The organism is Agrobacterium sp. FDAARGOS_525, assembly GCF_003938925.1.
GTDB lineage: Bacteria > Pseudomonadota > Alphaproteobacteria > Rhizobiales > Rhizobiaceae > Agrobacterium > Agrobacterium pusense.
This window is the reverse complement of the sequence record NZ_RKIU01000003.1, coordinates 216,375-240,771: the sequence shown is the minus strand read 5'-3', so window position 1 is coordinate 240,771 and position 24,397 is coordinate 216,375. Positions and strand designations below refer to the sequence as shown.

The window sequence follows — 24,397 nt, the reverse complement described above, 5'->3', positions numbered from 1 at the left end:
TTGAACCGGAATTGGCGTCAGAGGCCGCGTTTTCCGAAGGTCCGGGTCTGGCGAAGGGGATGCGCGTCAGTGGTACGCTCCTCACGGAAAAAAGCCGCGGAGCCTTTCTCCAGTCGTGCGGCAGGGGAAAAATAAGCGCTGCCCAGCTCGGGAAAGCGCGCGTCGAAACTGGTGGGCGCAAGTTCCGGTTTTGCCAGAATGTAGCCCTGCATTAGGAAAACGCCGAGTTCCTCACATTGCTCCACCTGCCAACCGGTTTCCAACCCCTCGAAAACCGGCTCTATCCCATCCTCCCGAAACTGGCTGACAATGACGCGCAGGAGAGCGGCGCCCGCAGAATTCTGCATGAAGTCGCGCACCCAGCCCGCTTCGAATTTCACATAGTCCGGCTTGATGAGCTTTACCCGTTCGATGGCGGTATCGCCGGCGCCGTAGTCATCGAGCGCCACGCGAAAGCCGATATCGTGCATGTGGTAGGCGAAATCTGCGACCATCTGGGTGTCGGAGGCCTTCTTCTCGGAGATTTCGCAGACGATACGGTCTGCCGTCATGCCGGCCTCGTGGGCTGCGAGACGCATGCGCTCCACTTCCTGCCGCATCTTGGCTGGCGTCTGGAACAGGCCGGGATGGAAATTGACGAAGATGCGCGCGCGGGAGCGGCTGAGCCTGCCGGTGTTGAGAATGTGGATGGTCCGCAGGATGCTGTCGATATTTTCGATATCTTCCGGTGCCACCAGCGAGAAAAATTCACCTGGTGTTACCGGTTCACCGTTGCGGTGGGGTCGCACAAGACCTTCGAAGGAATCGATGTCCAGCGGGCCGCTTGATGTGCGACGGAAAATGGGCTGCAGGGCGGACTTGAGGTTGAAGCTGTTATAGGCGGTGGACCATGTGCCATCGGCCTCGCGGACAAGACTGGAAAAGATGCTTTTGGGCGCCATTTTTCAACCAGCTATAGAGAGACACGACCCCTAGGCTCGCGAATGTAGCTCAACAAGCGTTACTTCCGGGTTAAGGAAGGCTTAAATTGTACCCCACGGCGGATAGGCTGGCTTTTGGCCTTGAAACTAGGCCCGTCTTTCGACATAGAAATTGCCGCAGCAGACGAGATTTCCAAGCTCTGCGATGTCAACCCCAATAGGACCGATTAAAAATGGCCTTCCTTGCCGACATTCTCTCCCGCGTAAAGCCATCCGCCACCATCGCCGTTAGCCAGAAAGCCCGCGAGCTTAAAGCGCAGGGCCGCGATGTGATTAGCCTTGGCGCCGGCGAGCCGGATTTCGATACGCCCGACAATATCAAGGAAGCGGCCATTGACGCGATTAAACGCGGTGAAACGAAATACACGCCTGTTTCCGGCATTCCGGAACTGCGCAAGGCGATTGCCGACAAGTTCAAGCGTGAAAACGGCCTCGACTACAAGCCGGAGCAGACGATTGTCGGCACCGGCGGCAAGCAGATCCTGTTCAACGCTTTTATGGCGACGCTGAACCCCGGTGATGAAGTCGTTATCCCGGCGCCGTACTGGGTCAGCTATCCCGAGATGGTCTCGATCTGCGGCGGCACGCCGGTATTCGTCGACGCGACGCTGGAAGACAATTTCAAGCTGAAGCCGGAAGCGCTGGAAAAGGCGATCACGCCGAAGACCAAGTGGTTCGTGTTCAACTCGCCGTCCAACCCGTCGGGCGCGGCCTATTCGCACGACGAGTTGAAGGCGCTGACCGATGTGCTCGTCAAGCACCCGCATGTATGGATCCTCACGGATGACATGTATGAGCACCTGACCTATGGCGACTTTAAATTCGTCACGCCGGTGGAAGTAGAGCCTTCGCTCTATGACCGCACGCTGACGATGAACGGCGTTTCCAAGGCCTATGCCATGACCGGCTGGCGTATCGGTTACGCTGCCGGCCCGCTGCCGCTCATCAAGGCCATGGACATGATCCAGGGCCAGCAGACCTCGGGCGCGAGCTCCATCGCACAATGGGCCGCGGTCGAAGCCTTGAACGGCACGCAGGATTTCATTCCGGCGAACAAGAAAATCTTCGAAGGCCGCCGTGACCTGGTCGTCTCCATGCTCAACCAGGCCAAGGGCATCAGCTGCCCGGCTCCGGAAGGTGCGTTCTACGTTTACCCGTCCTGCGCCGGCCTGATCGGCAAGACCGCGCCGTCGGGCAAGGTCATCGAGACGGATACGGATTTCGTCTCCGAGCTTCTTGAAGCCGAAGGCGTTGCCGTTGTGCAGGGCTCGGCCTTCGGTCTCGGCCCGAACTTCCGCATTTCCTATGCCACCTCGGAAGAGTTGCTGGAAGAGGCCTGCAAGCGCATCCAGCGCTTCTGCGCCGATTGCCGCTGATCGGTTTGTAACCTCGATTGAAAAAGCCCGGCAGCGATGCCGGGCTTTTTTCGTTTCGGTCAGAGCCCCAGGAACAGCAGCATGATGAAGGTGGCGAAGAGAATGAAATGCGTCATTCCTTCAATCGCGTTGGTTTCACCGTCATTGAGGTTGATGGCGGCGGCGATGAGCGTGATGAAGACCATGACGGTCTGAACGGGCGTCATCGCCATGATGAAGGGCTGGCCGGTATAGAGCGCGATACCCTCCATCACGGGCACGGTCAGGATAACCGTCGAGAGCGATGCGCCCATGGCGATATTGACCACGGCCTGCATACGGTTGCGCAGGGCGGACCTGAGCGCGGTGAGAATTTCCGGCGATGCCGAGATCGTCGCCACCACCACGGCCATCAGCGCTGGCGGTGCGCTGGTGCCTTCAAGACTTTCGCCCAGGAAGGCGGACATGAATTCCGCCAGTACGCCGATCAGAACCACGCCGGCGATGATGAGGCCGATGGAGAGTGGTACGTTGCCTTCATCGTCCTCTTCCGCATGGCTGCCTGCTGGCTGGCCGGCCGGATGTGGCTTTCGAGGGTAAGTGTAGCTGAAAAAATAGCTGTGCGGGCCCACCTGCATTTTGAGGAACAGCGCATAGAGCGCAATCATCGCCACGATTGTGAACACCGAGTAGATGTGCCAGCTCTGTTCAGGAATGAACTCAGGCACTATCATCGATATGCCCATCGCCGTCAGGATCATCACGCCATAGGTCTTGCCGGAATCGTCGTTATACGGCTGTTCTCCGTGGCGAAGGCCTCCAAGAAGCGCGGCGAGACCAAGAATGCCGTTGATGTCGATCATCACGGCGGAATAGATCGTATCCCGCACCAGCGTGGGTGAACTGGATTCGCTCATGATGATGGCAAGGATCAGCACTTCCACCGCAACGGCCGACAGCGTCAGGATCATGGTGCCGTAGGGGTCGCCCACCTTGGCGGCCAGGATTTCGGCGTGATGGGCAACCCGCATCGAGACGAGAACAATGAGCCCGATCAGCACGACGGCAGCGATGATCGTCGCCGTCTTTCCCGCTTCGAAGATTGCATGTTCGGCCAGATAGGCGACGATTGCCGCCGGTATCGCCAGAAGCAGCATACGCTCCTGTTTCAGAATAGAACCCGCCATTGACTTCCCTTCCCCCGGATCGGCTTAGGCTGTGACGTATCGTCCCTCAGATCAAGCAGGATTTGCGCTTGAGTGCTTTTGGTAGGATAGTGATGTCGCAGGACATGCTGCTCATGCCGCGGTGTCCCCATCGGGTGCAATGCTTGAAGCGCGGTTGTGGTTGCCATGTCGCCTACCGAAACAGGAGGAACATGCATGACCAAAGTGGTGTATGAAATCGTCGAACATGACGGGGGCTTCGCCTACCGCATGAACGGCGCTTATTCCGAAACATTTCCTACCTATGCGGATGCCGTCGAGGCTGCGCGCATCGTCGCTGCCGAACAGCAGGTGGGTGGCGATGACGAGGAAATCAGCTATCAGGATGAGAGCGGCCACTGGCATGAAGAATACAGCCAGGGCGGCGACCGCCCGGAAGCCGAGGTGGTGGACAAGACAACGCAGCAGGCCGAACCATTCTGACGGGCGATCCGTGGATTTTATGCAAACCAGGATCGCTTTTCCGTTCCGCCGGTCCCTTCCAGTTGGGGATCGCGGGCTGCCTCGTATCGACGCGGCACTGCCTTAGCGCCGTTTCGGTGGCGCGCCCGGATCGGTTTCCTTGAGATGACCCTTGAGGCCTTCGACCAGGGCGCTGAAGACGGCGCGGCATCGCGGTGAGGTCTTGAGGTTTTCGTGCATCGCGACCCAGGTATGGAGCGGGATGTCGATGTTCGGCAGAACCTGAACCAGTCGCGGGTCCTTGCGGGCCAAGCCAATCTGACAGACGCCGATGCCCGCGCTGGCGCGGATCATGGCAAGTTGTGCAAGGTTGCTGTCGGCGCGTATTTCGAAGGAAATTTCCTCAACATCGGGGATGTCAGGATCGAGCGAACGCATCCGCTGGATGGCCGCCCGGATGAACGGCGTCTTGCGGTCAAAACCAACCATCCGGTGGTGGTTCAGGTCTTCCATGCTCTTTGGCGTTCCGGCTTTTGCCAGATAGTCGCGCGTCGCATGAAATCCCAGACGGAAATTGCCGATGTACCGCATGACGATCGCGTCCTGCAGCGGCTCGGTCATGCGAATGGCAATATCCGCCTCGCGTCTTAGAAGGTCTTCCAGCGTATCTGATAATGACAGCTCGATTTCAAGCCGCGGGTGAACCTCCTGCATGGCCGTGATAATCGGCGGCAACATTTCGACTCCGATGATGTCAGATGCGCTGATGCGCACCGTGCCTTCGATCTTGCCGACTTCGCCGGAGGCCGCGCGCATGAGGGCGGCGGTCGTCGCCGCCAGATTTTCCGCATAGGGGCGGAGCGCAAGGGCTGCTTCCGTCGGCATCAAGCCGTGCGGCGAGCGGATGAACAGAGGAAAGCCGACGGCCTCTTCCAGCGCGCCGATATGACGTCCCGCCGTCGGCTGGGTGATGCCAAGCTCGCGGGCGGCGGCGGACAGCGAACCGTCGCTCAGCACGCTAAGGAAGGTGCGATAAAAATCCCAGCTGACGTCGCGGTTCTTGCTCATAAAATTTTGTATAGCCGATCCACTGATTTCGATAATTTCGTATATCGCAAAACGCGACGATACTCCATCCCAGAACAAGGAGTACGGCGATGATATATGAAAACAACGCAGATTCAGCAGAGAATGATCGGCCACTGGCGCTGGTTCTGGGCGTGAATGGGGGTGTCGGCGGCCAGGTCTCCCGTATGCTGCAGCAACGGGGATGGCGCGTGAGGGCGATGACGCGGCGGAAGGCGGCTTCCCACATCACTGGCGATGTCGAGTTCGTGGTGGGTGACGCCATGAGCGGTCAGGACGTCTTGAAGGCGGCACAAGGTGTTCGGCTGATCGTCCATGCGGTTAATCCTCCCGGATACCGCGATTGGGAGAAGCAGGTATTGCCGATGCTGGACAACACGATTGCGGCTGCTGAAAGCTGTGGGGCGAGGATTGTTTTCCCGGGGACCATCTATAATTTCGGCTCTGACGCCTTTCCGCTGCTGAGCGAGGAGAGCCCGCAAAAGCCCTTTACCCGCAAGGGCGCGTTGCGTGTGGAGATGGAGCGGCGGCTTAAATTGGCTTCAATGCGCGGCGTGCCGGTGCTGATCGTCCGGGCGGGCGACTTCTTTGGGCCAGATGCGAGAAACAACTGGTTTTCGCAGATGCTGGTGCGACCCGGAAGGCCGGTTCGCAGCGTGCAGAACCCTTCCGCCCGCCATGCAGGACACCAATGGGCTTATCTGCCTGACGTGGCGGAAACCATTGGCCGACTGCTCGACCGTGCAGACGAGCTTCCGGCCTTTGCCGTCTATCACATGGAAGGTTTCTGGGATTTCGACGGGCTGCAACTGATTGAAGCGATCGAGCGGGTTGTGGGCCATCCGGTCAAGCGGCGACGTTTATCCTGGACAGGCATCAAAATAGTTGCGCCCTTCGTTCCGCTGTTCCGCGAAGTGCTGGAAATGCAATATCTCTGGCAGATGCCGATCAGGATGAGCAATCGTAAGCTGACAGATTTCCTTGGAAGCGAGCCGAAGACACCTATCGACATTGCGGTGGCGACCACGTTGGCGGGTCTCGGCTGCCTTGACGAGAGGCCGCGGCCGTCGAACCTTGCGCATCCGGCCGACGCCGAAGGCAGGGCGTGATGGGCGCGGTTGCGAACGGAATGTCGACCAGGCGTCGCGCCTTTGCCGTGATTTCGGCAAGCGTGCCCGTGCTGATCTTCGCTCAGGTGCTGCTGGCCGGGCTGTCGATCTATTACGATGGATCGCTGCTGTCGCTGCACAAGGGGCTCGGCCTTCTGATCGCCGTTCCGATCCTGTCGCTGGCGGTCCTCGCTTTGCGATACGAGGACCTGCGGCCCAATCTTGGCCGTTCGCTGGTGCTGCTTGCTATCTATTGTCTGCAGGTGGCGCTGATGAGCATCGGTCGGGAAACGGGCAATGGCCTTTTACAGGCGCTGCATCTGCCCAATGCCTTCGTAATGGGCGCCTTTTCCGATTTTGCCGCGCGGCATGCGAGAAGCGCGCAATGAACGAAAACGCCGCATCGCTTTTGAACGATGCGGCGTCTTGTTCATTGCTATTGGGCGAGGGCCGGATAGTCGGTGTAACCTTCGGCGCCGCCGCCATAGAAGGTCGGCTGGTTCGGTTCGTTCAGCGGCGCGTCGTTTTTCAGGCGGCGCACCAGATCAGGATTGGCGATGAAGGCCTTGCCGAAAGCAACGGCATCAACCTTGCCACTTTCCACGGCTTCGATGGCGCTCTGCCTGTCGTAACCATTGTTGGCGATCCACAGGCCCTTGCCGCCGGCATTGCGATAAGCCGCCTTGAAGGAAGCGTAATCGAAAGGCTTGTCGCCCTGCTTGAAATCGCGCGGACCGCCCGTCGCACCTTCAACGACATGGATGAAGGCGAGATTGCGCTTGCCCAGCTGCTCGACGACGTAATTATAGAGCGGTTGCGGATCAGCCTCGAAAATATCGTTGGCAGGGGTAACTGGCGAGAGGCGGATGCCGGTGCGGCCGGCGCCGATCTCTTCCGCCACCGCGTCGACGACTTCCAGCAGGAAGCGAGCGCGGTTTTCGATGGAGCCACCGTAATCATCCGTGCGCTGGTTGGTGCTGGATTTCAGGAACTGCTCGATCAGGTAACCATTGGCGGCATGGATTTCGACGCCGTCGAAACCGGCCTCCAGTGCCGCGCGCGCGCCGCTGCGGTAATCCTCGAGGATGAGGCCGATATCGTCGATGGTGAGGGCACGGGGCTCGGAGGTTTCGGCAAAGGCACCGGTGCCGTCATCATTGATGATATAGGTCTTCGATTTGGCGGTGATGGCCGAGGGGGCGACCGGCTGGCCACCATGCGGCTGCAGCGAGGTGTGGGAAATTCGGCCCACGTGCCAGATTTGGGCAACGATCTTGCCGCCCGCCGAATGAACGCCGTCAGTGATCTTTTTCCAGCCTTCAATCGCTTCCCGCTTATAAAGACCGGGAACATCGGCGTAACCCTGGCCCTGCTGGGAAATGGGCGTGCCTTCAGTGACGATCAGGCCGGCTGTCGCCCGCTGCTCGTAATAGGTGGCGTTGAGATTGTTGGGAATGGCGCCCGGGGAGCGATTGCGGGTGAGAGGGGCCATGACGATGCGGTTGGCGAGTTCGATATCGCCGGCCTGTGCCGGTTCGAAAAGACTGGTCATGCGACTTCACTTTCTGGTCGTTTGGCGAAATTGCGCGGCAGGCGCGCTATCCTGATATGGGTGCCGGTGCGAAACCGTGTCGCGGTTCCCGTCCGGCACCCCGGGGCTCAAAGCTTGAGAGGCTCAGAGATTGGTTTGCAGATAATTGCGGAAAGCATCGATGGTTTCCCCGTTGCGCTCAAAAAACACCCATTGCCCCACCTTCTTCGACCTTATCAGGCCCGCCGCCTGCAGTACCGCAAGATGCGAGGAGACGGTGGATTGCGACAGGCCGCTGATCTGAAACTGGTTGGCGCAAACACCCATGCTGAGCGGATGCTCCTGACAGAAGTGACTTTCCGGAGACTTCAGCCATTCCAGAAATTTCAGCCGTGCGGGGTGCGAAAGGGCTTTGAGGACTTCCTCCGGGTTCATTGGGGTTTCTTCAATATCTGACATACCCGATATTTATATCGACCATTATCGATATACAATTCACGTCTCTGTGAGGACCGCAAGGGCGCGGTGGCATCGGCAAAAAAAAGGCCGCTGGATATTTCCGCGGCCTGATAAGTTTGAAGGTCAAAACCTCCAGAGGGGAACAGCTGTCGCGTGCCTGAGCGAGCGTGACAGCCAACCAAGATATGGTGGGAGCGACAATGCAAAACAAGGTTGCATCATCCGATATTTCGCCAATTTGGAGAAAATTCTTGCGGGTAAAAAAAGAGGGCCGCCGGATGTATCCAGGGCCCTTTAAGTGTGAAGGTCAAAAACCTCCAGAGGGGAACAGCTGATGCGGTGGAACTGGGAGGAAAAGCCACCGTGTGCATCAGCTGAGAGCGATATGGTGTTTTTTTGTGCACGAAACAATTCTTTTTTGTGCAGGTCAGGCATGCGTCGGGTGCAGGCCTCGATATTTCAGGTATATTTTATGTGCAAAGCTGGCAAAGGGCGACTGGTCGCCCTTCCATGAATTCCCCTGTATTTCCTTGAAAAATAACGTCTATTTCAGCCGTTCGGCTATTTAAACGTCAGAAATTCCAGTTGCGCGCCTTGGCGACGATAAAATCGCGGAAGGCCTTCAGCTTTGCAGCATTTTTCATCTCGTCCGGATAGCAGAAATAGGTGTCGAATGACGGAATGTCGGCCGCGAGCGATAACTGGATGAGGCCGGGGTCCCGGCCGACAATGTAATCCGGCAAGCAGGCGATACCTATTCCCAGCAGGCAGGCGCGCTTGATCGAGGTCTGGCTGTTGATCTGCAGATGCGGGGTGCGGGTATTGTCGGAAGACCGCCCGGCATTTTCGAGCCAGTTGACATCTAGCAGGTAGTTCGGCGCGGGTTCGCCAAACGAGATGATGCGATGGTTGTCCAGATCCTCAACCGACTGGGGCTCGCCATGGCGATTGATGTAAGACGGCGCGGCATAGACGTGCATGTGCACCGTGAACAGCTTGCGCTGGATGAGGTCCGATTGCTGGGGCTGGCGCAGGCGAATGGCGCAATCTGCGTGGCGCATATTCACATCCAGCTCCTCATTGTCGAGGATGAGCTGGATCGACATTTCCGGATAGAGCTGCAGGAATTCCTGCACCTTGTCCGTCAGCCAGCCCTGACCGAGGCCCACCGTCGTCGTGACGCGGAGCTTGCCGCTCGGCTTTTCAGTCGTTTCGGTGAGCTGCATCTTCACCGTTTCGAGCTTCAGCAGCACATCGTGAGCGGTGCGATAGAGCAGTTCGCCCTGTTCGGTAAGAATCAGGCCGCGGGCGTGGCGATGAAACAGCTTGACGCCGACATCCTGCTCCAGCGCGCTGACCTGGCGGCTGATGGCCGACTGGGACAAATGCAGCTTGTCGGCAGCATGGGTGAAAGACCCTGCTTCGGCTGCGGCATGAAATATGCGCAGTTTATCCCAGTCCAATGGCATTGCCATGCCTATCCTGCCTTTCAGTTATTCCGCTGCGACAGCAAGCGGTTGATGCGCGGTGAGATAACGTTCCGCTTCCAGCGCGGCCATGCAACCCATGCCGGCGGCGGTGATTGCCTGACGGTAGATGTCGTCGGTGACGTCGCCGGCCGCGAAAATGCCTTCCACGTCGGTGGCGGTGGAATCGGGAGCGGTCCACATATAACCGTTGTCCTTCAGCTTCACCTTGCCCTTGAAGAGCTCCACGGCAGGCGCGTGGCCGATGGCGACGAAGACGCCGTCAATGGGCCTTTCGCTGATCGCGCCGGTTTTGGTGTCGCGCAGCTTGACGCCGGAAACGGAGGGCGGCATCGGCAGTTTTGCGGGCGCGCCGGTAATTTCGGCAACTTCCGTGTTCCAGAGGATATTGACGTTGTCCTTGGCAAAGAGCCGTTCCTGAAGGATTTTTTCCGAACGGAAGCTGTCGCGTCTGTGCACGACCGTTACCGACCTGGCGATATGGGCGAGATAAAGCGCCTCTTCCACGGCGGAATTGCCGCCGCCCACCACGATCACATCCTTGTTGCGATAGAAGAAACCATCGCAGGTGGCACAGGCGGAAACGCCGAAGCCCTGGAAATGTTGCTCGCTCTCGATGCCGAGCCACTTGGCCTTGGCGCCGGTGGCGATGATCAGCGTGTCGGCGGTCCATACCTGGCCAGAATCGGTCTTCACGACGAACGGGCGAACGCTGGTTTCAACTTCGGTCACCAGGTCACTGACGATTTCCGCGCCGACATGCGTCGCCTGCTTCAGCATCTGGTCCATCAGCCACGGGCCCTGGATAGGGTCTGCAAAGCCCGGGTAATTCTCGACATCGGTGGTGATCATCAGCTGACCGCCCTGTTCCATGCCGGCGATCAGCACTGGCTTCAGCATTGCGCGCGCCGCGTAGATCGCCGCCGTGTAGCCTGCGGGACCGGAGCCGATGATCAATACCTTGGTATGGCGGGCAGACATGGGAAATTTCCTTCTCAATAGCAGGGTCTTCAGTCGAGGGCCTTCCAGCCGCGGCAGGGCGGACGGGCCATAACCCCTTCGTTGGCGGGTATTTAAGGTTGTCTAGTGCCTTTATTCAAGGGCAGCCTTGCGTTACCAACAAGGCAGTTGTGGATGCACGCGCAATTTTGTGACCGGTTGGCGGCATATTGTTGCGAATCCCGCGCCGAATAGTACAAGGAAGTTCTCCAGCTTAACGAGGTACTCCTCCGTGACCAGCGTCGAACTCGATGCCATCGATCTGAAAATCCTGCGCGAATTGCAGCGCGACGGGCGCATGACCAATGTGGAACTGGCCGAAAGGGTCGGTATCTCGGCTCCTCCGTGCCTGAGGCGTGTCCGCAAGCTCGAGGAGGCGGGGGTAATCGAGGGTTATCACGCCATGTTGAACGCGCCGAAGCTCGGTTTTGATCTCGTTGCGTTCTGCATGATCGGTCTCAAGCGCCAGTCGGACAGCAATCTGAAGGCCTTTGCCGCGGCGACGGCCGGGTGGCCTCTCGTGCGCCAGGCCTGGATGGTATCCGGCGAAAGCGACTTCCTGTTACATTGCGTCGCAAGAAACCTGACGGAATTTCAGGACTTCGTCATCGAGGTTCTGACTGCGGATGAGAATGTCGATACGGTGCGCACCATGCTGACCATCCGTCAGGTCAAGCGCGTCGGTCTCGTGGAAATCTGATTTTCCGGTTTGCGACGCATTACCCCCGCCGCAACGCCTCATAGACTTCGCCAAGACTGGCCGCTTCTTTTTCCAGCGGAAAAGTGCTGCGCACATGCGCAAGTCCGGTACTCGCGTGGACTTTGGCCATGGCGGGATCGGCGAGATAGGTCTTTATTGCATCCCTCAGTGATGCATAGTCGCCCGCTTCAACAACCGCCCCGGTCTCGCCCGTGACGATCATTTCCTCGTAGGCACCGGCATTGCTGGCGACGACGGCCGTTTCCGAGGCCATTGCTTCAAGCGGAGTCAGCCCGAAGCCCTCGTTGCGCGAAGGCGCGACATAGAGCGTCAGCCGCCTGTACCACGGCTTGATGTCATCAACTTCACCCTGAAACACGATACGATCTGAGAGGCCGGCGGCCCTGACATCTGCTTCAAGGGTTTCGGCAAAAGCCTTGTGTTCCGCCGTCACGCGGCCTGAAACCACAGCTGTCCATTGCGGATAGGCGGGCAGAAGTTCGATCATGGCACGCACGAAAAGATCGGTCCCCTTCTGGTGGCGGACCCGCCCGAAGCAGCCGATCAGATATTGTCCCGGCAAGCCGGTCGCGGCTATCGTGTCCTCAGGACCGGTTGCCGGATGGAAAAGTTCGGTATCCACGCCATGCATGACAACGCGATGGGGCACTTCAAGAAATGAGCCCGAGCGGATGTTGGTGGCTACCACGGCATCCATCCTGGAGATCAGGAAACGGGTATAGGCGGAATGCCGCCTCTGCGCGGCCGAGGTGAAGAGAAGCTTCACCTTCATGCGCAGCACATCACGCATGAAAATTCCCGGCAACATTTCGAGGTTGCGGCGGGCATGCCAGATGCGCGGGCCGCCTTGCCAGAGCCGCCACAGGTCGCGGAAACGCACATGCGGCAGATGCGGCGGCAGGCCGGGGCCGATGGTGGCGACCTTCTGTTCCAGCCGGTTCTGCACCGGTATCAGCTGAACGATTGTGGAGGTGACGCCGGAGAGCCTGCGTTTGAAATTGGGCGCAAGCACCTGCACATCTTTCAGGCTGACGTGGGACAAGATGGGCTTCCGTCTTTGCGGCTGGTTCAGGGGAGCAACAGGTCAAAAGCAATGCGCCCGCTGGCGGGCGCATTGCATGGGGCAATCAGCCCCACTGAACCGCGAGGATCTCGTAACCCTTGGCGCCGCCAGGCGCGTTGACTTCGATGCTGTCGCCAACTTCCTTGCCGATCAGGGCGCGGGCAATCGGCGAAGAGATGGAAATACGGCCGGCCTTTACGTCGGCTTCCTGGTCGCCGACGATCTGATAGGTCTTTTCCTCATCGCTGTCTTCGTCAACCAGCTTCACGGTGGCACCGAACTTGATCTTCGAACCCGACATCTTGGAAAGGTCGATGACTTCAGCGCGCGCCGTCAGATCTTCGAGTTCCGTGATGCGGCCCTCGTTATGGCTCTGCGCTTCCTTGGCAGCATGGTACTCGGCGTTTTCCGAAAGGTCGCCATGAGCGCGCGCTTCCGCAATCGCCTCGATGATGCGGGGGCGTTCCTCCTGCTGGCGCCAGCGAAGCTCCTCCTGAAGCTTGACGAATCCACCCTGGGTCATCGGTACTTTTTCTACCATTTTTTTATCCTTCGCATTCCGGTCGCTTTACCTGCAGACACAAAAAGAAACAGGTTCCGGAGGGGAACTCCGGAACCATGCCAAAATCATAACTGAGCGGACTATATCAGAAGACGACAGCGAAATGCCAGCAAATTTGAGGCATCAATATTTCTTCGTCTTTCCAATGACTTGAACATCCTGATTGACAATCTTCAAGAGAACATATAGTGAACATTATTATGAAGAAGTCAATCAGGCAACGGCTGGCCATTCTCTCTGACGCCGCGAAATACGACGCCTCCTGCGCATCGAGCGGGACGGCGAAACGGAACTCCGCAGCCTCTGGCGGATTGGGCTCGACAGAAGGGTCTGGCATCTGTCATGCCTATGCGCCGGATGGGCGCTGCATATCGCTCCTGAAAATCCTGCTCACCAATTTCTGCATCTATGATTGCGCCTATTGCATCAACCGTTCTTCCAGCAATGTGGAACGGGCGCGGTTTACCGCAGAAGAGGTGGTGTGGCTGACGCTCGAATTTTACCGGCGCAACTATATTGAAGGGTTGTTCTTGTCCTCGGGTATCATCCGTTCCTCTGATCACACGATGGAGGAGATGGTGCGTGTGGCGCGTGAACTGCGGGTCACCCATGGCTTTCGTGGATACATCCACCTAAAATCCATCCCGGAAGCGTCTCCGAAATTGATCGAGGAGGCGGGGCTTTATGCGGACCGGTTGTCGATCAACATCGAGTTGCCCACCGATAGCGGCATCGGCCGTTTTGCGCCGGAAAAGCAGCCCGCCAATATTCGCCGCTCTATGGCCGATATTCGCCTGAAGATCGAGGAGGCGGGCGAGCCTACCGTCAGAACGCGAAAAACCAAGCGTTTTGCGCCCGCCGGACAGAGCACGCAGATGATCGTGGGCGCCGACGGCGCCGATGACAGCACCATTCTTTCCACCAGCGCGCGGCTCTATGGAAGCTATGGTCTGCGGCGCGTCTATTATTCGGCGTTCAGCCCAATTCCGGATTCGTCGAAGAACCTGCCACTCATCAAGCCGCCGCTGATGCGCGAACACCGCCTCTATCAGGCGGACTGGCTTTATCGTTTTTACGGTTTCGATATCGGCGAGATAACCGCTATCGGCGGAAACGGCATGCTGGATCTTGACATCGACCCGAAGCTTGCCTGGGCATTGAAGCATCGCGATCAGTTTCCGGTAAACGTCAATGCGGCGGATCGCGAAATGTTGCTGCGTGTACCCGGTTTCGGCACCAAGACGGTTGCCTCGATTCTCTCGTCGCGGAAGTTCCGCAGCCTGCGGCTGGAAGATATCGCCCGCTTCGGCGTATCTCTCAAAAAGGTGAAGGCCTTTATCGTCGCGGATGGATGGACACCGGGCAAGCTGATCGAACGGCCGGATCTGCGCGCGATGTTTGCGCCGCAGCCTGAACAATTGTCGTTGTTGTGATGTATGGCCCGGTGCTGGAGGGGCGGGGGGATTTCACCGAGTGGCGCGATGCTGCGCGCGCGGCGCTTGCGGCCAATATACCGCCGGAGAAGATCGACTGGCGGCTGCAGGATGACGGGTTTGGGCTTCTCGACTTTTCCGGTGCGCCATTGCCAACGGAGGGCGCCGCCCCGGTTTCCGTACCTGCCGCATTTGTCGCGCTGGCGCAGGCCGTCATCTGCCACAGCGATCCCGGCCGTTTCGCGCTGCTCTACAGGCTATTGTGGCGGCTGAAACGGGATCGGGCCCTGCTGCAGCTCAAGTCCGATCCGGATGTTTCCGATGTGCGGCTGCTCGAAAAGTCTGTCCGTCGCGATTATCACAAGATGACGGCCTTCGTGCGTTTCAAGGAGCTGTCATTGCCGCAAGGGCAGGGCGGGCGACGGCGGTTCGTGGCGTGGTTCGAACCGGACCATTTCATCATCGAACGTACGGCTCCGTTTTTTCAACGTCGCTTCACCGACATGGACTGGTTGATTGTCTCGCCGAAGGGCAGCGCCCGATGGGACGGAAACCTGCTGCAGACATCACGGGAGGCTGCCGCCAAGCCTGATCTCAAGGATGAAACGGACGATCTCTGGCGGACCTATTACGCCAATATTTTCAACCCGGCCCGCTTGAAGATCAAGGCCATGACAGCGGAGATGCCGAAGAAATACTGGAAGAATCTGCCGGAAGCCGAGCTCATCCCTGACCTGATTCTGGGCGCGGAGGCGCGGGTGCTGGAGATGGCGGCGAAGGAGGCGAGCCAACCGAAGCCGTTTCACCATCGCCTCCAGGCAGCGGCTTCCGCACGGGAAGAGCAGCCACCTTTGCCGGATGGCACGCTTGCTTCGCTGGCGCATGAAGCGCGCCACTGCACACGGTGTGCCCTGCATTGCAAGGCGACGCAGACCGTTTTTGGTGACGGGCCGGAAAACGCGAAGATCATGGTCGTCGGTGAGCAGCCGGGCGATCACGAGGATCTGGCCGGAAAACCTTTTGTCGGCCCCGCAGGCCAGCTGTTCGACAGGACGCTCAGAGAGATCGGTGTGGACCGCGGCGGGCTTTACGTTACCAATGCCGTGAAACACTTCAAATACGAAACGCGCGGCAAACGGCGCATCCACCAGCGGCCGAATGCGGGGGAAGTGGAGCAATGCCGCTGGTGGCTCAACCAGGAAATCGCGCTTGTTCAGCCGAAGCTGATCGTTGCGATGGGTGCAACGGCGCTATATGCGCTGACCGGCGGCAAAGAAAAGGTCTCGGAGATTCGCGGCCGGCCCTTGCCAATGCAAGAAGGGCGGACGCTTTTTGTCACCGTGCACCCATCCTACCTGCTTCGCCTCCCTGATGAGCAGGCTAAAGAGATGGAAATCAAGAAATTCAAACAGGACATGCTTTATGTAAGAAATTTTGAATAGTCTTTTCTATGTATATATTTTATCGAATATCAACTTGGCGTTGTTATGCTTTGCGCATCGTTAGTTTTTCGTTTTAATTGAAATTTATTCGAGTCATTTTATATGTCTCATCAAAATATTTATAGACGGGCGTATTATGCTTGGTGAACTTGACCTTGCAACAGTCATACTAATGCAAAAATGCTCCTACATCGTGGGGCTAATGAGTTTTATTTATTTGATGCTGACCAATCGCGGCCTGCGCGGTCCTGTCACTCTTGCCGCGGGCTTTGCGGCAATGGCCGTCGGCTCAACGCTTGCCGGATATGGCGAGTGGAAGATATTGTCGCCGGCCTTGTGGCGGTTGGGCAGTATCGTATTCGGTATTGCAGGTTATGCGCTAATCTGGCTTGGTCTGAAAACGTTGAGCGACGGCCGTTTTGTATCGCAGAAAACTCTGCTTGGGACTTGTCTTGTCGTGGTTCTCGGGATTGTCATCGCGTATGAGGTGGCGGAGAACAATGCGTTGCGCGCTGCGCTGTTCAATGGCTGTGCGGCGCTTGCCTATCTCGGCGCGGCCGCGGTGCTGTTTAGCGGCTGGCGCAAAGAGCCGCTTCTTTCCCGCATCGCGCTGGGCGCGATCACCACCGTCTCGGGGCTGATTTCACTTCTGGTGGTAAAGGGGGTGCTTTCACCCTCTCTCGCCTCCATCAACATCGTCAATGCGTTCTTCCTCATCATTATGCTCAACTTTGCGATTGCCCTGTTCGTAATGGTGCTGGTGGCTGAACGCTCGGAGCGGAAACTGTTGATCCTTGCCAATACGGATCCGCTGACAGGCGTGAAGAACAGGCGCTTCTTCTTTCAGACGATGCCCACAAGGCCTGATCCCACCGATGCGACAATGCTGCTCGATATCGATCACTTCAAATCGATCAACGACCGCTTCGGCCATTCCGTCGGTGACAGCGTCCTGCAGGAAGTGGCAAAGCGGATCGGCGGCAGTATTCGCAGTGGCGACGTGCTGGCCCGTTATGGCGGCGAGGAATTCATCATCTTCCTGCCCGGCGCAGGAAGCCAAAAGGCGTCAATGATAGGCGAGCGCATTCGCAACGCGGTTGCTTTGAAAGAGGTGGACTGCGGCGGGCTGCGTGTCGGTGTGACAATCAGCATCGGCATTGCGACAAGCGGCGAGATACACTGTGATCTCCAGACGCTGGCCGACATGGCCGACCGCGCGCTGTACCGCGCCAAGAGCGAAGGCCGCAACTGCGTCCGGGAAGCACTGGCGGCTTAAAGCCTGCCGTTTCAGATGCTATTCGCTCTCGTTCGATTTTTGGCCCGTGTCATGGCCTACCTCTCGCTCACGCTGCCTAAGGGCTTCTTTCAGAAGAATTTCGATCTGCGCGTTAATGCTGCGCAGCTCGTCGCTCGCAGTCTGGCGGACAGCATTCAAAATCACCGGTTCGATGCGCAGTGGGAAAGCTACACGGATCGGGCCGGGCGGTCGTCCAGTCATGCTTTTGCTCCAGATGCGGGTTCAGGAACTGGGTGATCGGCGATGGCGGAGAATTCTCGGGACAGGGAAACATCGTCATCGGCCTGCGGGTGGAAATGATGTTTTTTTGATACCGGTGTTGGATTGCAGGTGTATTACGCAATGAGAAACGCCGCCAACCTGGTGGTTCGCGGCGTTCCGGCGTTCATTCAGTTCGTCAGGCTTTCTTGCTGATCTCTTAGTTGAAGTAGCTCTGCAGCGGCTTCACTTCCAGATTGCCGGCCTTCAGCGCCTTGATGGCGAGGGCGGCTGCTTCCGCACCTGCCATCGTCGTGTAATAGGGCACCTTCTGCATCAACGTTGCGCGGCGCAGCGACTTCGAGTCGGAAATCGCCTTGTTGCTGTCGGTGGTGTTGATGACGAGCTGGACCTGACGGTTGCGGATTGCGTCCTCGATATGCGGACGGCCTTCCTGCACCTTGTTGATCTTTTCGGCGTTGATGCCCTTTTCGGCAAGGAAACGCTGGGTGCCGCCGGTGGCCAGCACTCTGAAGCCGCTTTCCACGAGAATGCGGATGGCGGGCAGAACGCCTTCCTTGTCCTCATCACGGACCGAGACGAAGACCGCGCCGGAGCGGGGCAGGTCAACACCGGCGCCGAGCTGGCTCTTAGCGAAGGCGAGCGCGAAATCAGTGTCGAGGCCGATGACTTCACCGGTCGAGCGCATTTCCGGTCCGAGCAGAATGTCGACGCCGGGGAAGCGCGCGAAGGGGAAGACGGCTTCCTTGACGGCAATGTGCTTGAGGTTACGCGGATCAGGCTTTTCGCCGTAAGCGGCAATTGCCGGATCGAGCTTCTCGCCGGCCATGACGCGGGCGGCGATCTTGGCGATCGGCGCGCCGATTGTTTTCGCGACGAAAGGCACGGTACGCGAAGCGCGCGGGTTGACTTCGAGAACGTAGATCGTGCCGTCCTTGATGGCATATTGAACGTTCATCAGGCCGCCGACCTTGAGCGCCTTGGCAAGCGCCGTCGTCTGGCGCTCCAGTTCGTCGAGCGTTTCCTTGCTGAGCGAACGCGAAGGCAGCGAGCAGGCCGAGTCGCCCGAGTGGATGCCAGCCTCTTCTATGTGCTCCATGATGCCGGATACGAAGACGTTTTCGCCATCGCACAGCGCGTCGACGTCCACTTCGACGGCGTTGGTCAGGTAGCTGTCGAACAGAAGCGGGTTCTTGCCGAGCAGGGTGTTGATCTGGCCGGTCTTGTCGTTCGGGTAACGCTGCTTGATGTCCTCGGGTACGAGACCCGGAACCGTGTCGAGCAGGTAGGTCTGGAGCTGGCCTTCCGAATGGATGATCTGCATGGCACGGCCACCCAGAACGTAGGACGGGCGAACCACCAGCGGGAAGCCGATTTCAGAAGCGACAAGGCGGGCCTGCTCGACCGAATAGGCGATGCCATTGTTCGGTTGGGCCAGATCGAGCTTCATCAAGAGCTTCTGGAAGCGGTCGCGGTCTTCGGCAAGGTCGATCATGTCAGGCGCGGTGCCGAGGATCGGGATACCGTTCTTTTCCAGCGCTTCTGCAAGCTTCAGCGGCGTCTGGCCACCGAACTGCACGATGACGCCGACGAGTTCACCCTTTTCCTGTTCGGCGCGCATGATCTCGATCACGTCTTCGGCCGTCAGCGGCTCGAAATAGAGGCGGTCGGAAGTGTCGTAGTCGGTGGACACCGTTTCCGGGTTGCAGTTGATCATGATCGCTTCAAAGCCGGCATCCTTCAGCGCGAAGGCGGCGTGGCAGCAGCAATAATCGAACTCGATGCCCTGGCCGATACGGTTCGGGCCGCCGCCGAGGATGACGACCTTCTTGCGGTCGGAGACCTGCGCTTCAGAGCGGGCGGCGCCGACGAAGGGAATTTCATAGGTCGAATACATGTAGGCGGTCGGCGAGGCGAATTCAGCGGCGCAGGTGTCGATGCGCTTGAAGACCGGGCGGACGTTCAGGCTGTTGCGCAGCTCTGCCACTTCCTTCGGGCGCTTGGAGGTCAGGCTGGCGAGGCGGGCATCGGAAAAGCCCATGGCCTTCAGCATCCGCAGGTTTTCGGCGTCCTGTGGCAGGCCGTGCTCGCGGATGCGGGCTTCCGTATCGACGATGGCCTTGAACTGGGCGATGAACCAAGGGTCGATCTTCGAGTTCTCGTGGACTTCTTCTTCGCTCATGCCCATGCGCAGCGCCTGGGCGACCATGCGCAGGCGATCCGGCGTCGGCGTGCCGATGGCAGCACGGATCGCGTTCTTGGAGCCTTCGCCCTCTTCGTAACCGGGAATTTCGATTTCATCGAGACCGGTAAGGCCGGTTTCGAGACCGCGCAGCGCCTTCTGCAGGGATTCCGCAAAGGTACGGCCGATGGCCATGACTTCACCGACCGACTTCATCGCGGTGGTGAGGATCGGCGACGCGCCCGGGAACTTCTCGAAGGCGAAACGCGGGATCTTGGTGACGACGTAGTCGATGGACGGTTCGAACGATGCCGGGGTGGCGCCGCCGGTGATGTCGTTTTCGAGTTCGTCCAGCGTGTAGCCGATGGCCAGTTTGGCGGCGATCTTGGCGATCGGGAAGCCGGTTGCCTTGGAAGCCAGCGCAGAGGAGCGCGACACGCGCGGGTTCATTTCGATGACGACGAGGCGGCCGTCCTTCGGGTTGACGGCGAACTGCACGTTGGAGCCGCCGGTCTCGACGCCGATCTCACGCAGCACCGCAATCGAGGCGTTGCGCATGATCTGGTATTCCTTGTCGGTCAGCGTCAACGCTGGCGCAACAGTGATGGAGTCACCGGTGTGGACGCCCATCGGATCGATGTTTTCGATGGAGCAGATGATGATGCAGTTGTCCGCGGTGTCGCGGACGACTTCCATCTCATACTCCTTCCAGCCCAGAACCGATTCTTCGACCAGAACTTCCGTCGTCGGCGAGGCGTCGAGGCCGCCGGAGACGATGTCGAAGAATTCCGAGCGGTTATAGGCAATGCCGCCGCCCGTGCCGCCCAGCGTAAACGACGGGCGGATGATGGCGGGCAGGCCGACATGATCGATGGCCTGGGCGGCAATGGCCATGGCGTGGGCCATGTAACGCTGCTTGCGGTCGGTTTCGCCGAGGTTCCACTGGTTTTCGAGGTCGTCCAGCGCCTTGTCGAGTTCGGGGCCGGAGAGCTTGCCCTTCAGTTCCGCCCGCGCAGCTTCATGCTTCTTGCGGTCTGCATCCTTGATTTCCGTGGCGTTGGCGAGCATCGAGCGCGGGGTTTCAAGGCCGATGCGGGCCATGGCTTCGCGGAAGAGGGCCCGGTCTTCAGCCATGTCGATGGCTTCGGGCTTCGCGCCGATCATTTCGACATTGTAGCGGTCGAGAACGCCCATGCGCTTGAGAGAAAGCGCGGTGTTGAGCGCGGTCTGGCCGCCCATGGTCGGCAGCAGCGCGTCGGGACGCTCCTTTGCAATGATCTTGGCCACGACTTCAGGGGTGATCGGCTCGACGTAGGTGGCGTCCGCGAGACCCGGATCGGTCATGATCGTCGCCGGGTTGGAGTTGACCAGAATGACCCGGTAACCTTCTTCCTTCAGCGCCTTACAGGCCTGCGTGCCGGAGTAATCGAATTCACATGCCTGACCGATAACGATCGGTCCCGCGCCGATGATGAGGATGGACTTGATATCTTGGCGCTTCGGCATGGGCTCTCTCGTTCCGCTTTTCGGTTGCGCAAAACACCGGCCAGGGTGGAAGATCACCGGCCGGGGAGCGCAATTCAAATGTTTTCAGGCTAGAAGCGGCTTATAGGCAAATGTTTTTGAGAACGGAACCCCATAAATTCCGGAATCGACAGAAACTCTTAACGGGCAGGGGCAAGCGCGGCAAAACGGGCCTGTACCGCCGCGGTATAGGAGCGGCTGACGGGAATTTCTGTGCCGTCCCTTGTCATGAGAAGCAGACGGCCTGTCTGTTTACGCAGCGCGACGACATTCGTATCGGCAATCCAGTGGGAGCGGTGCACCTGCAAGCCCTGCGTCTCGCCAATCTCCTTCAGCGCATCGGCAAAACGCAACAGGACGAGTTGACGCCCGCGCGTGGTGACGATTTCGGTATAATGGTCCTGTACTGAGAGCCGCAGCAGTTCGCCACGCTTTTGCGGTGGAAGCCGCTCCAGCAGCGGTGCGAGGCCCTTAGCGTGTTTGATGTCTTCGTCTCTGACCGTAGAGGCATTGGCCGTCGTCTCGAACGACTGGCAGGCGGTGAGATAACTCAGCAGGCAGAAGATGGCGCAGAGAGGCAGGGAGGACAGGCTGCTCTGCAAAAAGGGGCCGAAACCCATTTCCCTGCCTGAAAAGACCCCGTTTGTGATGGTAAGCAAGAGCCCGATCGGCAAGGCGGCCGTCAGCGAGCCGATCATCATGCGCGCCAGCATATTTTCGATGCGGCCGGCAAGGATGCTGTTGGCGATGATGGAAAAGGATATGGCAAATATCCAGGCGCCGGCCTGAATGATTGTCCAGTAAAGCAACCGGTCGGCGAAGCTCATGGTTTCGCTCGTTCCGAAAGGCCCGGTCACGATGAAGATCGCCAGCACCGCAAGGAATGTCAGCCACAGCCTGCGCGATTGCAGAACGGCGTGCATTTCACGAAGCGTGGATTGCAGATACGGGTGATCCACGAAGTTTTCCTGCTGATGGCGCCAATCCGTTTTTCCTGTCCGCATGTTTCGCCGAAATTGCCGGTGATTTCAACCGAGCCGAAACAGCAACCATGTCATTCCAGCCTCTGTTAGACGCACCGCTTGCCGTGCAATTCCATGTCGCCACCGTCATGCCCGCAGCCATTCTCGGGGCCTTCATCTTCCTGCGTCCCAAGGGAACCGCCATCCACCGGCTGCTCGGCAAGATCTGGGTGATGCTGATGGTTTCGACTTCCATTTCAACCTTCTTCATCCATGAATTGAGGATGTTTTGCGGTTTCAGCCCGATCCATCTCCTCTCCGCTTTCACGATATATGGCTGTCTGCAATCGATCTACTTCGCCCGGCGTGGCGATATCAGACGCCATATGCGGATTATGCAGAGCGTTTATCTGGGCGGCATCGTGATTGCCGGAGGTTTTACCTTCGTTCCCGGACGCCTCATGAACAAGGTTGCTTTCGGTGGCGGCGGACCGGGATTTGTGGCCGTTTCCGCCGGCGCTCTGGTCTTTGCCTTCCTGTTTCTGACCGTGCTGAAACAAAGACGCAGAGCCGCATGAAAGACTCCGCTGACCGCCTCTGCTTTCTTCCGGAACAAGATGTATTATAGTGCCGTTATAAGGCAGCTTGTTGAGGCGATAGTCGCCGGGAGAATAGCATGGAATGGAGAGGGCGCCGCCAGTCGGACAATATTGAGGATCGGCGCGGCATGTCGGCAGGTCCGAGTGATCCTTTTTCCCGAGGCGGGATGCGCGTGCCAATCGGGCGTCGCGGCGGCGGTATCGGGATTGGCGGTCTTCTGGTCATTCTGTTGATCAGCTGGGTGCTCGGCATCAACCCACTGACGCTGCTGACCGGCGGCGATCTGTCGATGGATGGCGGCGGTACGACGCAATCGGGGACCCAGCAGTCCGGCACGCGACCACAGGGGCAATCGTCCGACGAGACGACCGCCTTCGTCCGCACCGTTCTTGCCGAGACCGAGGATACGTGGAGCGGCATTTTCCAGTCGGCAGGCGAAACCTATCAGAAGCCGACGCTGGTTCTGTTCTCCGGGCAGGTGTCTTCCGCCTGCGGTTATGCTTCCGCTGCCAGCGGTCCGTTCTATTGCCCGGGCGACCGTAAGGTCTATCTCGATACCAGCTTCTTCAAGGAACTGGACCAGCGTTTCGGCGCGGCTGGCGATTTCGCGCAGGCTTACGTGATTGCGCATGAGGTCGGCCACCACATCCAGAACCTGACCGGCGTTTTGCCTGAGTTCAACCGCCGCCGTCAGTCGATGAGCCAGACGGACGCCAACAAGATGTCGGTGCGTGTGGAGCTTCAGGCGGATTGTTATGCGGGCATCTGGGGCAAGTTTACCGAACAGAAGGGCATTCTTGAGACCGGCGACCTTGAGGAAGCCCTGAACGCCGCCCACCAGATCGGCGACGATACGCTGCAGAAGCAGACTCAAGGCTATGTGGTGCCCGATAGCTTCAACCACGGCACCTCGGCGCAGCGCATGGAATGGTTTAAGCGCGGCTTCCAGAGCGGCCGGGTCGAGGACTGCGATACTTTCTCGGCGAATATCTGAGGAGAGGGGGCTTTTCAGCCCCCTTTTCGTTTAGCGCATCAAGAGCGCCACGACATACATGCCGAGGGCGAAGATGGTATGGGCCACGAGGTTGAGGACGCGAACCTTCGTGGGGTTCGGTGTCTTCGATGCGGCCCAGCCAATGCCGAGACCCGGCTGCAGCAGGAACCAGCCTGCGCCCACCGTTATGATGCCGACGACCCACGGCGCTATGAAGGACGGGTTTGCAAACCAGGCGGGCGGGACCACCAGGGCAAGAATGACACCATAGAGAATCCCGACGGCGTAATGCGAAATCCAGCCGAGCGCCAGTTCATGCTCGTAGGGTTCAGCCGTGGCGATGCTGTCGTGAAATATCCTGCCTTTCGGCACATGCCAGAACCAGCGGCCGACCGGCGCCCAGTTCGGGGCGGACTGGCCGAAGAACCGGTGCAGTATGATTGCCCATATGTCCATAAACACGGTGCCGCCAATGCCCATGGCAATGCCGCGCCAAATCAGTTCCAGCATGAATCCCTCCGCATGATCATGATCGATCAAGCTCTAGCGGATCGTGTGAATGGCGGGAACCGACTATTAGGAGGGTGGACAAAAAAATGGCCGGATCGCTCCGGCCATGAGGTGAGAAAGGCGTAAGATTTCACCTCCGTCATGCTCGGGCGTGTCCCGAGCATCTGCGACGTATGTTTTACACGAGACGTGGTTGGATCCTCGGGACAAGCCCGAGGATGACGTCGAGCGTGGTGATGGTTGGCCATGATCCG

At 58.7% G+C, this 24,397-nt stretch carries 23 protein-coding genes; 10 read left to right on the top strand and 13 right to left on the bottom strand.

Annotated features, from left to right (window positions below; all coding sequences use genetic code 11):
- Positions 1–17: 17 nt before the first annotated feature.
- Complete coding sequence (locus tag EGT36_RS02355) at positions 18–941, bottom strand: EAL domain-containing protein (RefSeq protein ID WP_004442923.1); 924 nt, start codon at positions 939–941, stop codon at positions 18–20.
- 212 nt (positions 942–1,153) lie between these two features.
- Here EGT36_RS02355 and EGT36_RS02350 point away from each other — a divergent pair, with 212 nt between their 5' ends.
- Positions 1,154–2,356, top strand: coding sequence for a pyridoxal phosphate-dependent aminotransferase (locus EGT36_RS02350; RefSeq protein WP_004442922.1), 1,203 nt, complete (start codon positions 1,154–1,156; stop codon positions 2,354–2,356).
- Between the two features lie 59 nt (positions 2,357–2,415).
- Here the strand turns inward: EGT36_RS02350 and EGT36_RS02345 are convergent, their stop codons facing one another.
- Positions 2,416–3,522 (bottom strand): calcium:cation antiporter, encoded by a 1,107-nt coding sequence (locus EGT36_RS02345; protein WP_006699630.1) that lies wholly within the window; start codon positions 3,520–3,522, stop codon positions 2,416–2,418.
- Positions 3,523–3,717: 195 nt separating this feature from the next.
- Between EGT36_RS02345 and EGT36_RS02335 the strand changes: the two genes are divergently transcribed.
- A complete protein-coding gene (locus EGT36_RS02335) occupies positions 3,718–3,984 on the top strand; it encodes a DUF2188 domain-containing protein (RefSeq protein WP_004442919.1) in 267 nt (88 codons plus the stop codon).
- Between the two features lie 102 nt (positions 3,985–4,086).
- On the opposite strand, the gene EGT36_RS02330 is transcribed toward EGT36_RS02335, so the two are convergent.
- On the bottom strand, positions 4,087–5,031 hold the full coding sequence (locus EGT36_RS02330) for a LysR family transcriptional regulator (protein WP_006699631.1): 945 nt from the start codon (positions 5,029–5,031) through the stop codon (positions 4,087–4,089).
- A gap of 89 nt (positions 5,032–5,120) precedes the next feature.
- Between EGT36_RS02330 and EGT36_RS02325 the strand changes: the two genes are divergently transcribed.
- The gene (locus EGT36_RS02325) at positions 5,121–6,158 is read left to right on the top strand and encodes an NAD-dependent epimerase/dehydratase family protein (RefSeq protein ID WP_037089806.1); all 1,038 of its coding nucleotides are present in this window, start codon (positions 5,121–5,123) and stop codon (positions 6,156–6,158) included.
- Positions 6,158–6,547: a DUF6220 domain-containing protein gene (locus tag EGT36_RS02320; RefSeq protein ID WP_035209279.1), complete on the top strand. Its 390-nt coding sequence runs from the start codon at positions 6,158–6,160 to the stop codon at positions 6,545–6,547. Before EGT36_RS02325 ends, EGT36_RS02320 begins: the two co-directional genes overlap by 1 nt.
- Before the next feature lie 47 nt (positions 6,548–6,594).
- Here EGT36_RS02320 and EGT36_RS02315 read toward each other — a convergent pair whose 3' ends face one another.
- From EGT36_RS02315 to trxB, 4 genes are all read right to left on the bottom strand, one after another.
- On the bottom strand, positions 6,595–7,710 hold the full coding sequence (locus EGT36_RS02315) for an alkene reductase (protein WP_022556662.1): 1,116 nt from the start codon (positions 7,708–7,710) through the stop codon (positions 6,595–6,597).
- 123 nt (positions 7,711–7,833) lie between these two features.
- Complete coding sequence (locus EGT36_RS02310; RefSeq protein WP_006699635.1) at positions 7,834–8,124, bottom strand: ArsR/SmtB family transcription factor; 291 nt, start codon at positions 8,122–8,124, stop codon at positions 7,834–7,836.
- 596 nt (positions 8,125–8,720) lie between these two features.
- Entirely contained in the window at positions 8,721–9,617 is an 897-nt protein-coding gene (locus tag EGT36_RS02305; RefSeq protein ID WP_034498849.1) for a LysR family transcriptional regulator VtlR, read from the bottom strand.
- Positions 9,618–9,641: 24 nt separating this feature from the next.
- Positions 9,642–10,616, bottom strand: a complete 975-nt coding sequence (gene trxB, locus EGT36_RS02300) for a thioredoxin-disulfide reductase (protein ID WP_037089809.1) — start codon at positions 10,614–10,616, stop codon at positions 9,642–9,644.
- Between the two features lie 250 nt (positions 10,617–10,866).
- On the opposite strand from trxB, the gene EGT36_RS02295 reads away from it, so the two are divergent.
- Positions 10,867–11,334: an Lrp/AsnC family transcriptional regulator gene (locus EGT36_RS02295; RefSeq protein WP_004442906.1), complete on the top strand. Its 468-nt coding sequence runs from the start codon at positions 10,867–10,869 to the stop codon at positions 11,332–11,334.
- A gap of 19 nt (positions 11,335–11,353) precedes the next feature.
- Here the strand turns inward: EGT36_RS02295 and EGT36_RS02290 are convergent, their stop codons facing one another.
- On the bottom strand, positions 11,354–12,397 hold the full coding sequence (locus EGT36_RS02290) for a glycosyltransferase family 4 protein (RefSeq protein WP_037089811.1): 1,044 nt from the start codon (positions 12,395–12,397) through the stop codon (positions 11,354–11,356).
- A gap of 85 nt (positions 12,398–12,482) precedes the next feature.
- Positions 12,483–12,959: a transcription elongation factor GreA gene (gene greA, locus EGT36_RS02285; RefSeq protein WP_003522847.1), complete on the bottom strand. Its 477-nt coding sequence runs from the start codon at positions 12,957–12,959 to the stop codon at positions 12,483–12,485.
- Positions 12,960–13,180: 221 nt separating this feature from the next.
- On the opposite strand from greA, the gene EGT36_RS02280 reads away from it, so the two are divergent.
- The 3 genes from EGT36_RS02280 to EGT36_RS02270 all read left to right on the top strand — a co-directional run bounded on the left by EGT36_RS02280 (position 13,181) and on the right by EGT36_RS02270 (position 17,131).
- Positions 13,181–14,413, top strand: coding sequence for a putative DNA modification/repair radical SAM protein (locus tag EGT36_RS02280; RefSeq protein ID WP_037089813.1), 1,233 nt, complete (start codon positions 13,181–13,183; stop codon positions 14,411–14,413).
- Positions 14,413–15,855 (top strand): UdgX family uracil-DNA binding protein, encoded by a 1,443-nt coding sequence (locus EGT36_RS02275; protein WP_037089815.1) that lies wholly within the window; start codon positions 14,413–14,415, stop codon positions 15,853–15,855. Before EGT36_RS02280 ends, EGT36_RS02275 begins: the two co-directional genes overlap by 1 nt.
- A gap of 136 nt (positions 15,856–15,991) precedes the next feature.
- Positions 15,992–17,131 carry a GGDEF domain-containing protein gene (locus EGT36_RS02270; protein ID WP_037089817.1) on the top strand — a complete coding sequence of 380 codons (1,140 nt, stop codon included), beginning with the start codon at positions 15,992–15,994 and terminating at the stop codon, positions 17,129–17,131.
- An 18-nt stretch (positions 17,132–17,149) separates the two neighbouring features.
- Here EGT36_RS02270 and EGT36_RS02265 read toward each other — a convergent pair whose 3' ends face one another.
- The 3 genes from EGT36_RS02265 to EGT36_RS02255 form a co-directional block, all read right to left on the bottom strand.
- A complete protein-coding gene (locus EGT36_RS02265) occupies positions 17,150–17,353 on the bottom strand; it encodes a type II toxin-antitoxin system antitoxin (protein ID WP_037089818.1) in 204 nt (67 codons plus the stop codon).
- A gap of 217 nt (positions 17,354–17,570) precedes the next feature.
- Positions 17,571–21,059 (bottom strand): carbamoyl-phosphate synthase large subunit, encoded by a 3,489-nt coding sequence (gene carB, locus EGT36_RS02260; protein ID WP_037089820.1) that lies wholly within the window; start codon positions 21,057–21,059, stop codon positions 17,571–17,573.
- A gap of 158 nt (positions 21,060–21,217) precedes the next feature.
- Complete coding sequence (locus EGT36_RS02255; protein WP_037089822.1) at positions 21,218–22,081, bottom strand: LytTR family DNA-binding domain-containing protein; 864 nt, start codon at positions 22,079–22,081, stop codon at positions 21,218–21,220.
- Between the two features lie 47 nt (positions 22,082–22,128).
- On the opposite strand from EGT36_RS02255, the gene EGT36_RS02250 reads away from it, so the two are divergent.
- Positions 22,129–22,617, top strand: coding sequence for a DUF2306 domain-containing protein (locus EGT36_RS02250; RefSeq protein WP_037089824.1), 489 nt, complete (start codon positions 22,129–22,131; stop codon positions 22,615–22,617).
- A 98-nt stretch (positions 22,618–22,715) separates the two neighbouring features.
- A complete protein-coding gene (gene ypfJ / locus EGT36_RS02245; protein WP_004442894.1) occupies positions 22,716–23,633 on the top strand; it encodes a KPN_02809 family neutral zinc metallopeptidase in 918 nt (305 codons plus the stop codon).
- Positions 23,634–23,663: 30 nt separating this feature from the next.
- On the opposite strand, the gene EGT36_RS02240 is transcribed toward ypfJ, so the two are convergent.
- Positions 23,664–24,143, bottom strand: coding sequence for a DUF2938 domain-containing protein (locus EGT36_RS02240; RefSeq protein WP_037089825.1), 480 nt, complete (start codon positions 24,141–24,143; stop codon positions 23,664–23,666).
- Positions 24,144–24,397: the final 254 nt, after the last annotated feature.

Bases quoted from the DNA above. Each gene is read 5' to 3' on its own strand.
- EGT36_RS02355 (WP_004442923.1), bottom strand. From the start codon at position 941: ATGGCGCCCAAAAGCATCTTTTCCAGTCTTGTCCGCGAGGCCGATGGC.
- EGT36_RS02350 (WP_004442922.1), top strand. From the start codon at position 1,154: ATGGCCTTCCTTGCCGACATTCTCTCCCGCGTAAAGCCATCCGCCACC.
- EGT36_RS02345 (WP_006699630.1), bottom strand. From the start codon at position 3,522: ATGGCGGGTTCTATTCTGAAACAGGAGCGTATGCTGCTTCTGGCGATA.
- EGT36_RS02335 (WP_004442919.1), top strand. From the start codon at position 3,718: ATGACCAAAGTGGTGTATGAAATCGTCGAACATGACGGGGGCTTCGCC.
- EGT36_RS02330 (WP_006699631.1), bottom strand. From the start codon at position 5,031: ATGAGCAAGAACCGCGACGTCAGCTGGGATTTTTATCGCACCTTCCTT.
- EGT36_RS02325 (WP_037089806.1), top strand. From the start codon at position 5,121: ATGATATATGAAAACAACGCAGATTCAGCAGAGAATGATCGGCCACTG.
- EGT36_RS02320 (WP_035209279.1), top strand. From the start codon at position 6,158: ATGGGCGCGGTTGCGAACGGAATGTCGACCAGGCGTCGCGCCTTTGCC.
- EGT36_RS02315 (WP_022556662.1), bottom strand. From the start codon at position 7,710: ATGACCAGTCTTTTCGAACCGGCACAGGCCGGCGATATCGAACTCGCC.
- EGT36_RS02310 (WP_006699635.1), bottom strand. From the start codon at position 8,124: ATGAACCCGGAGGAAGTCCTCAAAGCCCTTTCGCACCCCGCACGGCTG.
- EGT36_RS02305 (WP_034498849.1), bottom strand. From the start codon at position 9,617: ATGCCATTGGACTGGGATAAACTGCGCATATTTCATGCCGCAGCCGAA.
- trxB (WP_037089809.1), bottom strand. From the start codon at position 10,616: ATGTCTGCCCGCCATACCAAGGTATTGATCATCGGCTCCGGTCCCGCA.
- greA (WP_003522847.1), bottom strand. From the start codon at position 12,959: ATGGTAGAAAAAGTACCGATGACCCAGGGTGGATTCGTCAAGCTTCAG.
- EGT36_RS02280 (WP_037089813.1), top strand. From the start codon at position 13,181: ATGAAGAAGTCAATCAGGCAACGGCTGGCCATTCTCTCTGACGCCGCG.
- EGT36_RS02275 (WP_037089815.1), top strand. From the start codon at position 14,413: ATGTATGGCCCGGTGCTGGAGGGGCGGGGGGATTTCACCGAGTGGCGC.
- EGT36_RS02270 (WP_037089817.1), top strand. From the start codon at position 15,992: ATGCTTGGTGAACTTGACCTTGCAACAGTCATACTAATGCAAAAATGC.
- EGT36_RS02265 (WP_037089818.1), bottom strand. From the start codon at position 17,353: ATGACTGGACGACCGCCCGGCCCGATCCGTGTAGCTTTCCCACTGCGC.
- carB (WP_037089820.1), bottom strand. From the start codon at position 21,059: ATGCCGAAGCGCCAAGATATCAAGTCCATCCTCATCATCGGCGCGGGA.
- EGT36_RS02255 (WP_037089822.1), bottom strand. From the start codon at position 22,081: ATGCGGACAGGAAAAACGGATTGGCGCCATCAGCAGGAAAACTTCGTG.
- EGT36_RS02250 (WP_037089824.1), top strand. From the start codon at position 22,129: ATGTCATTCCAGCCTCTGTTAGACGCACCGCTTGCCGTGCAATTCCAT.
- ypfJ (WP_004442894.1), top strand. From the start codon at position 22,716: ATGGAATGGAGAGGGCGCCGCCAGTCGGACAATATTGAGGATCGGCGC.
- EGT36_RS02240 (WP_037089825.1), bottom strand. From the start codon at position 24,143: ATGCTGGAACTGATTTGGCGCGGCATTGCCATGGGCATTGGCGGCACC.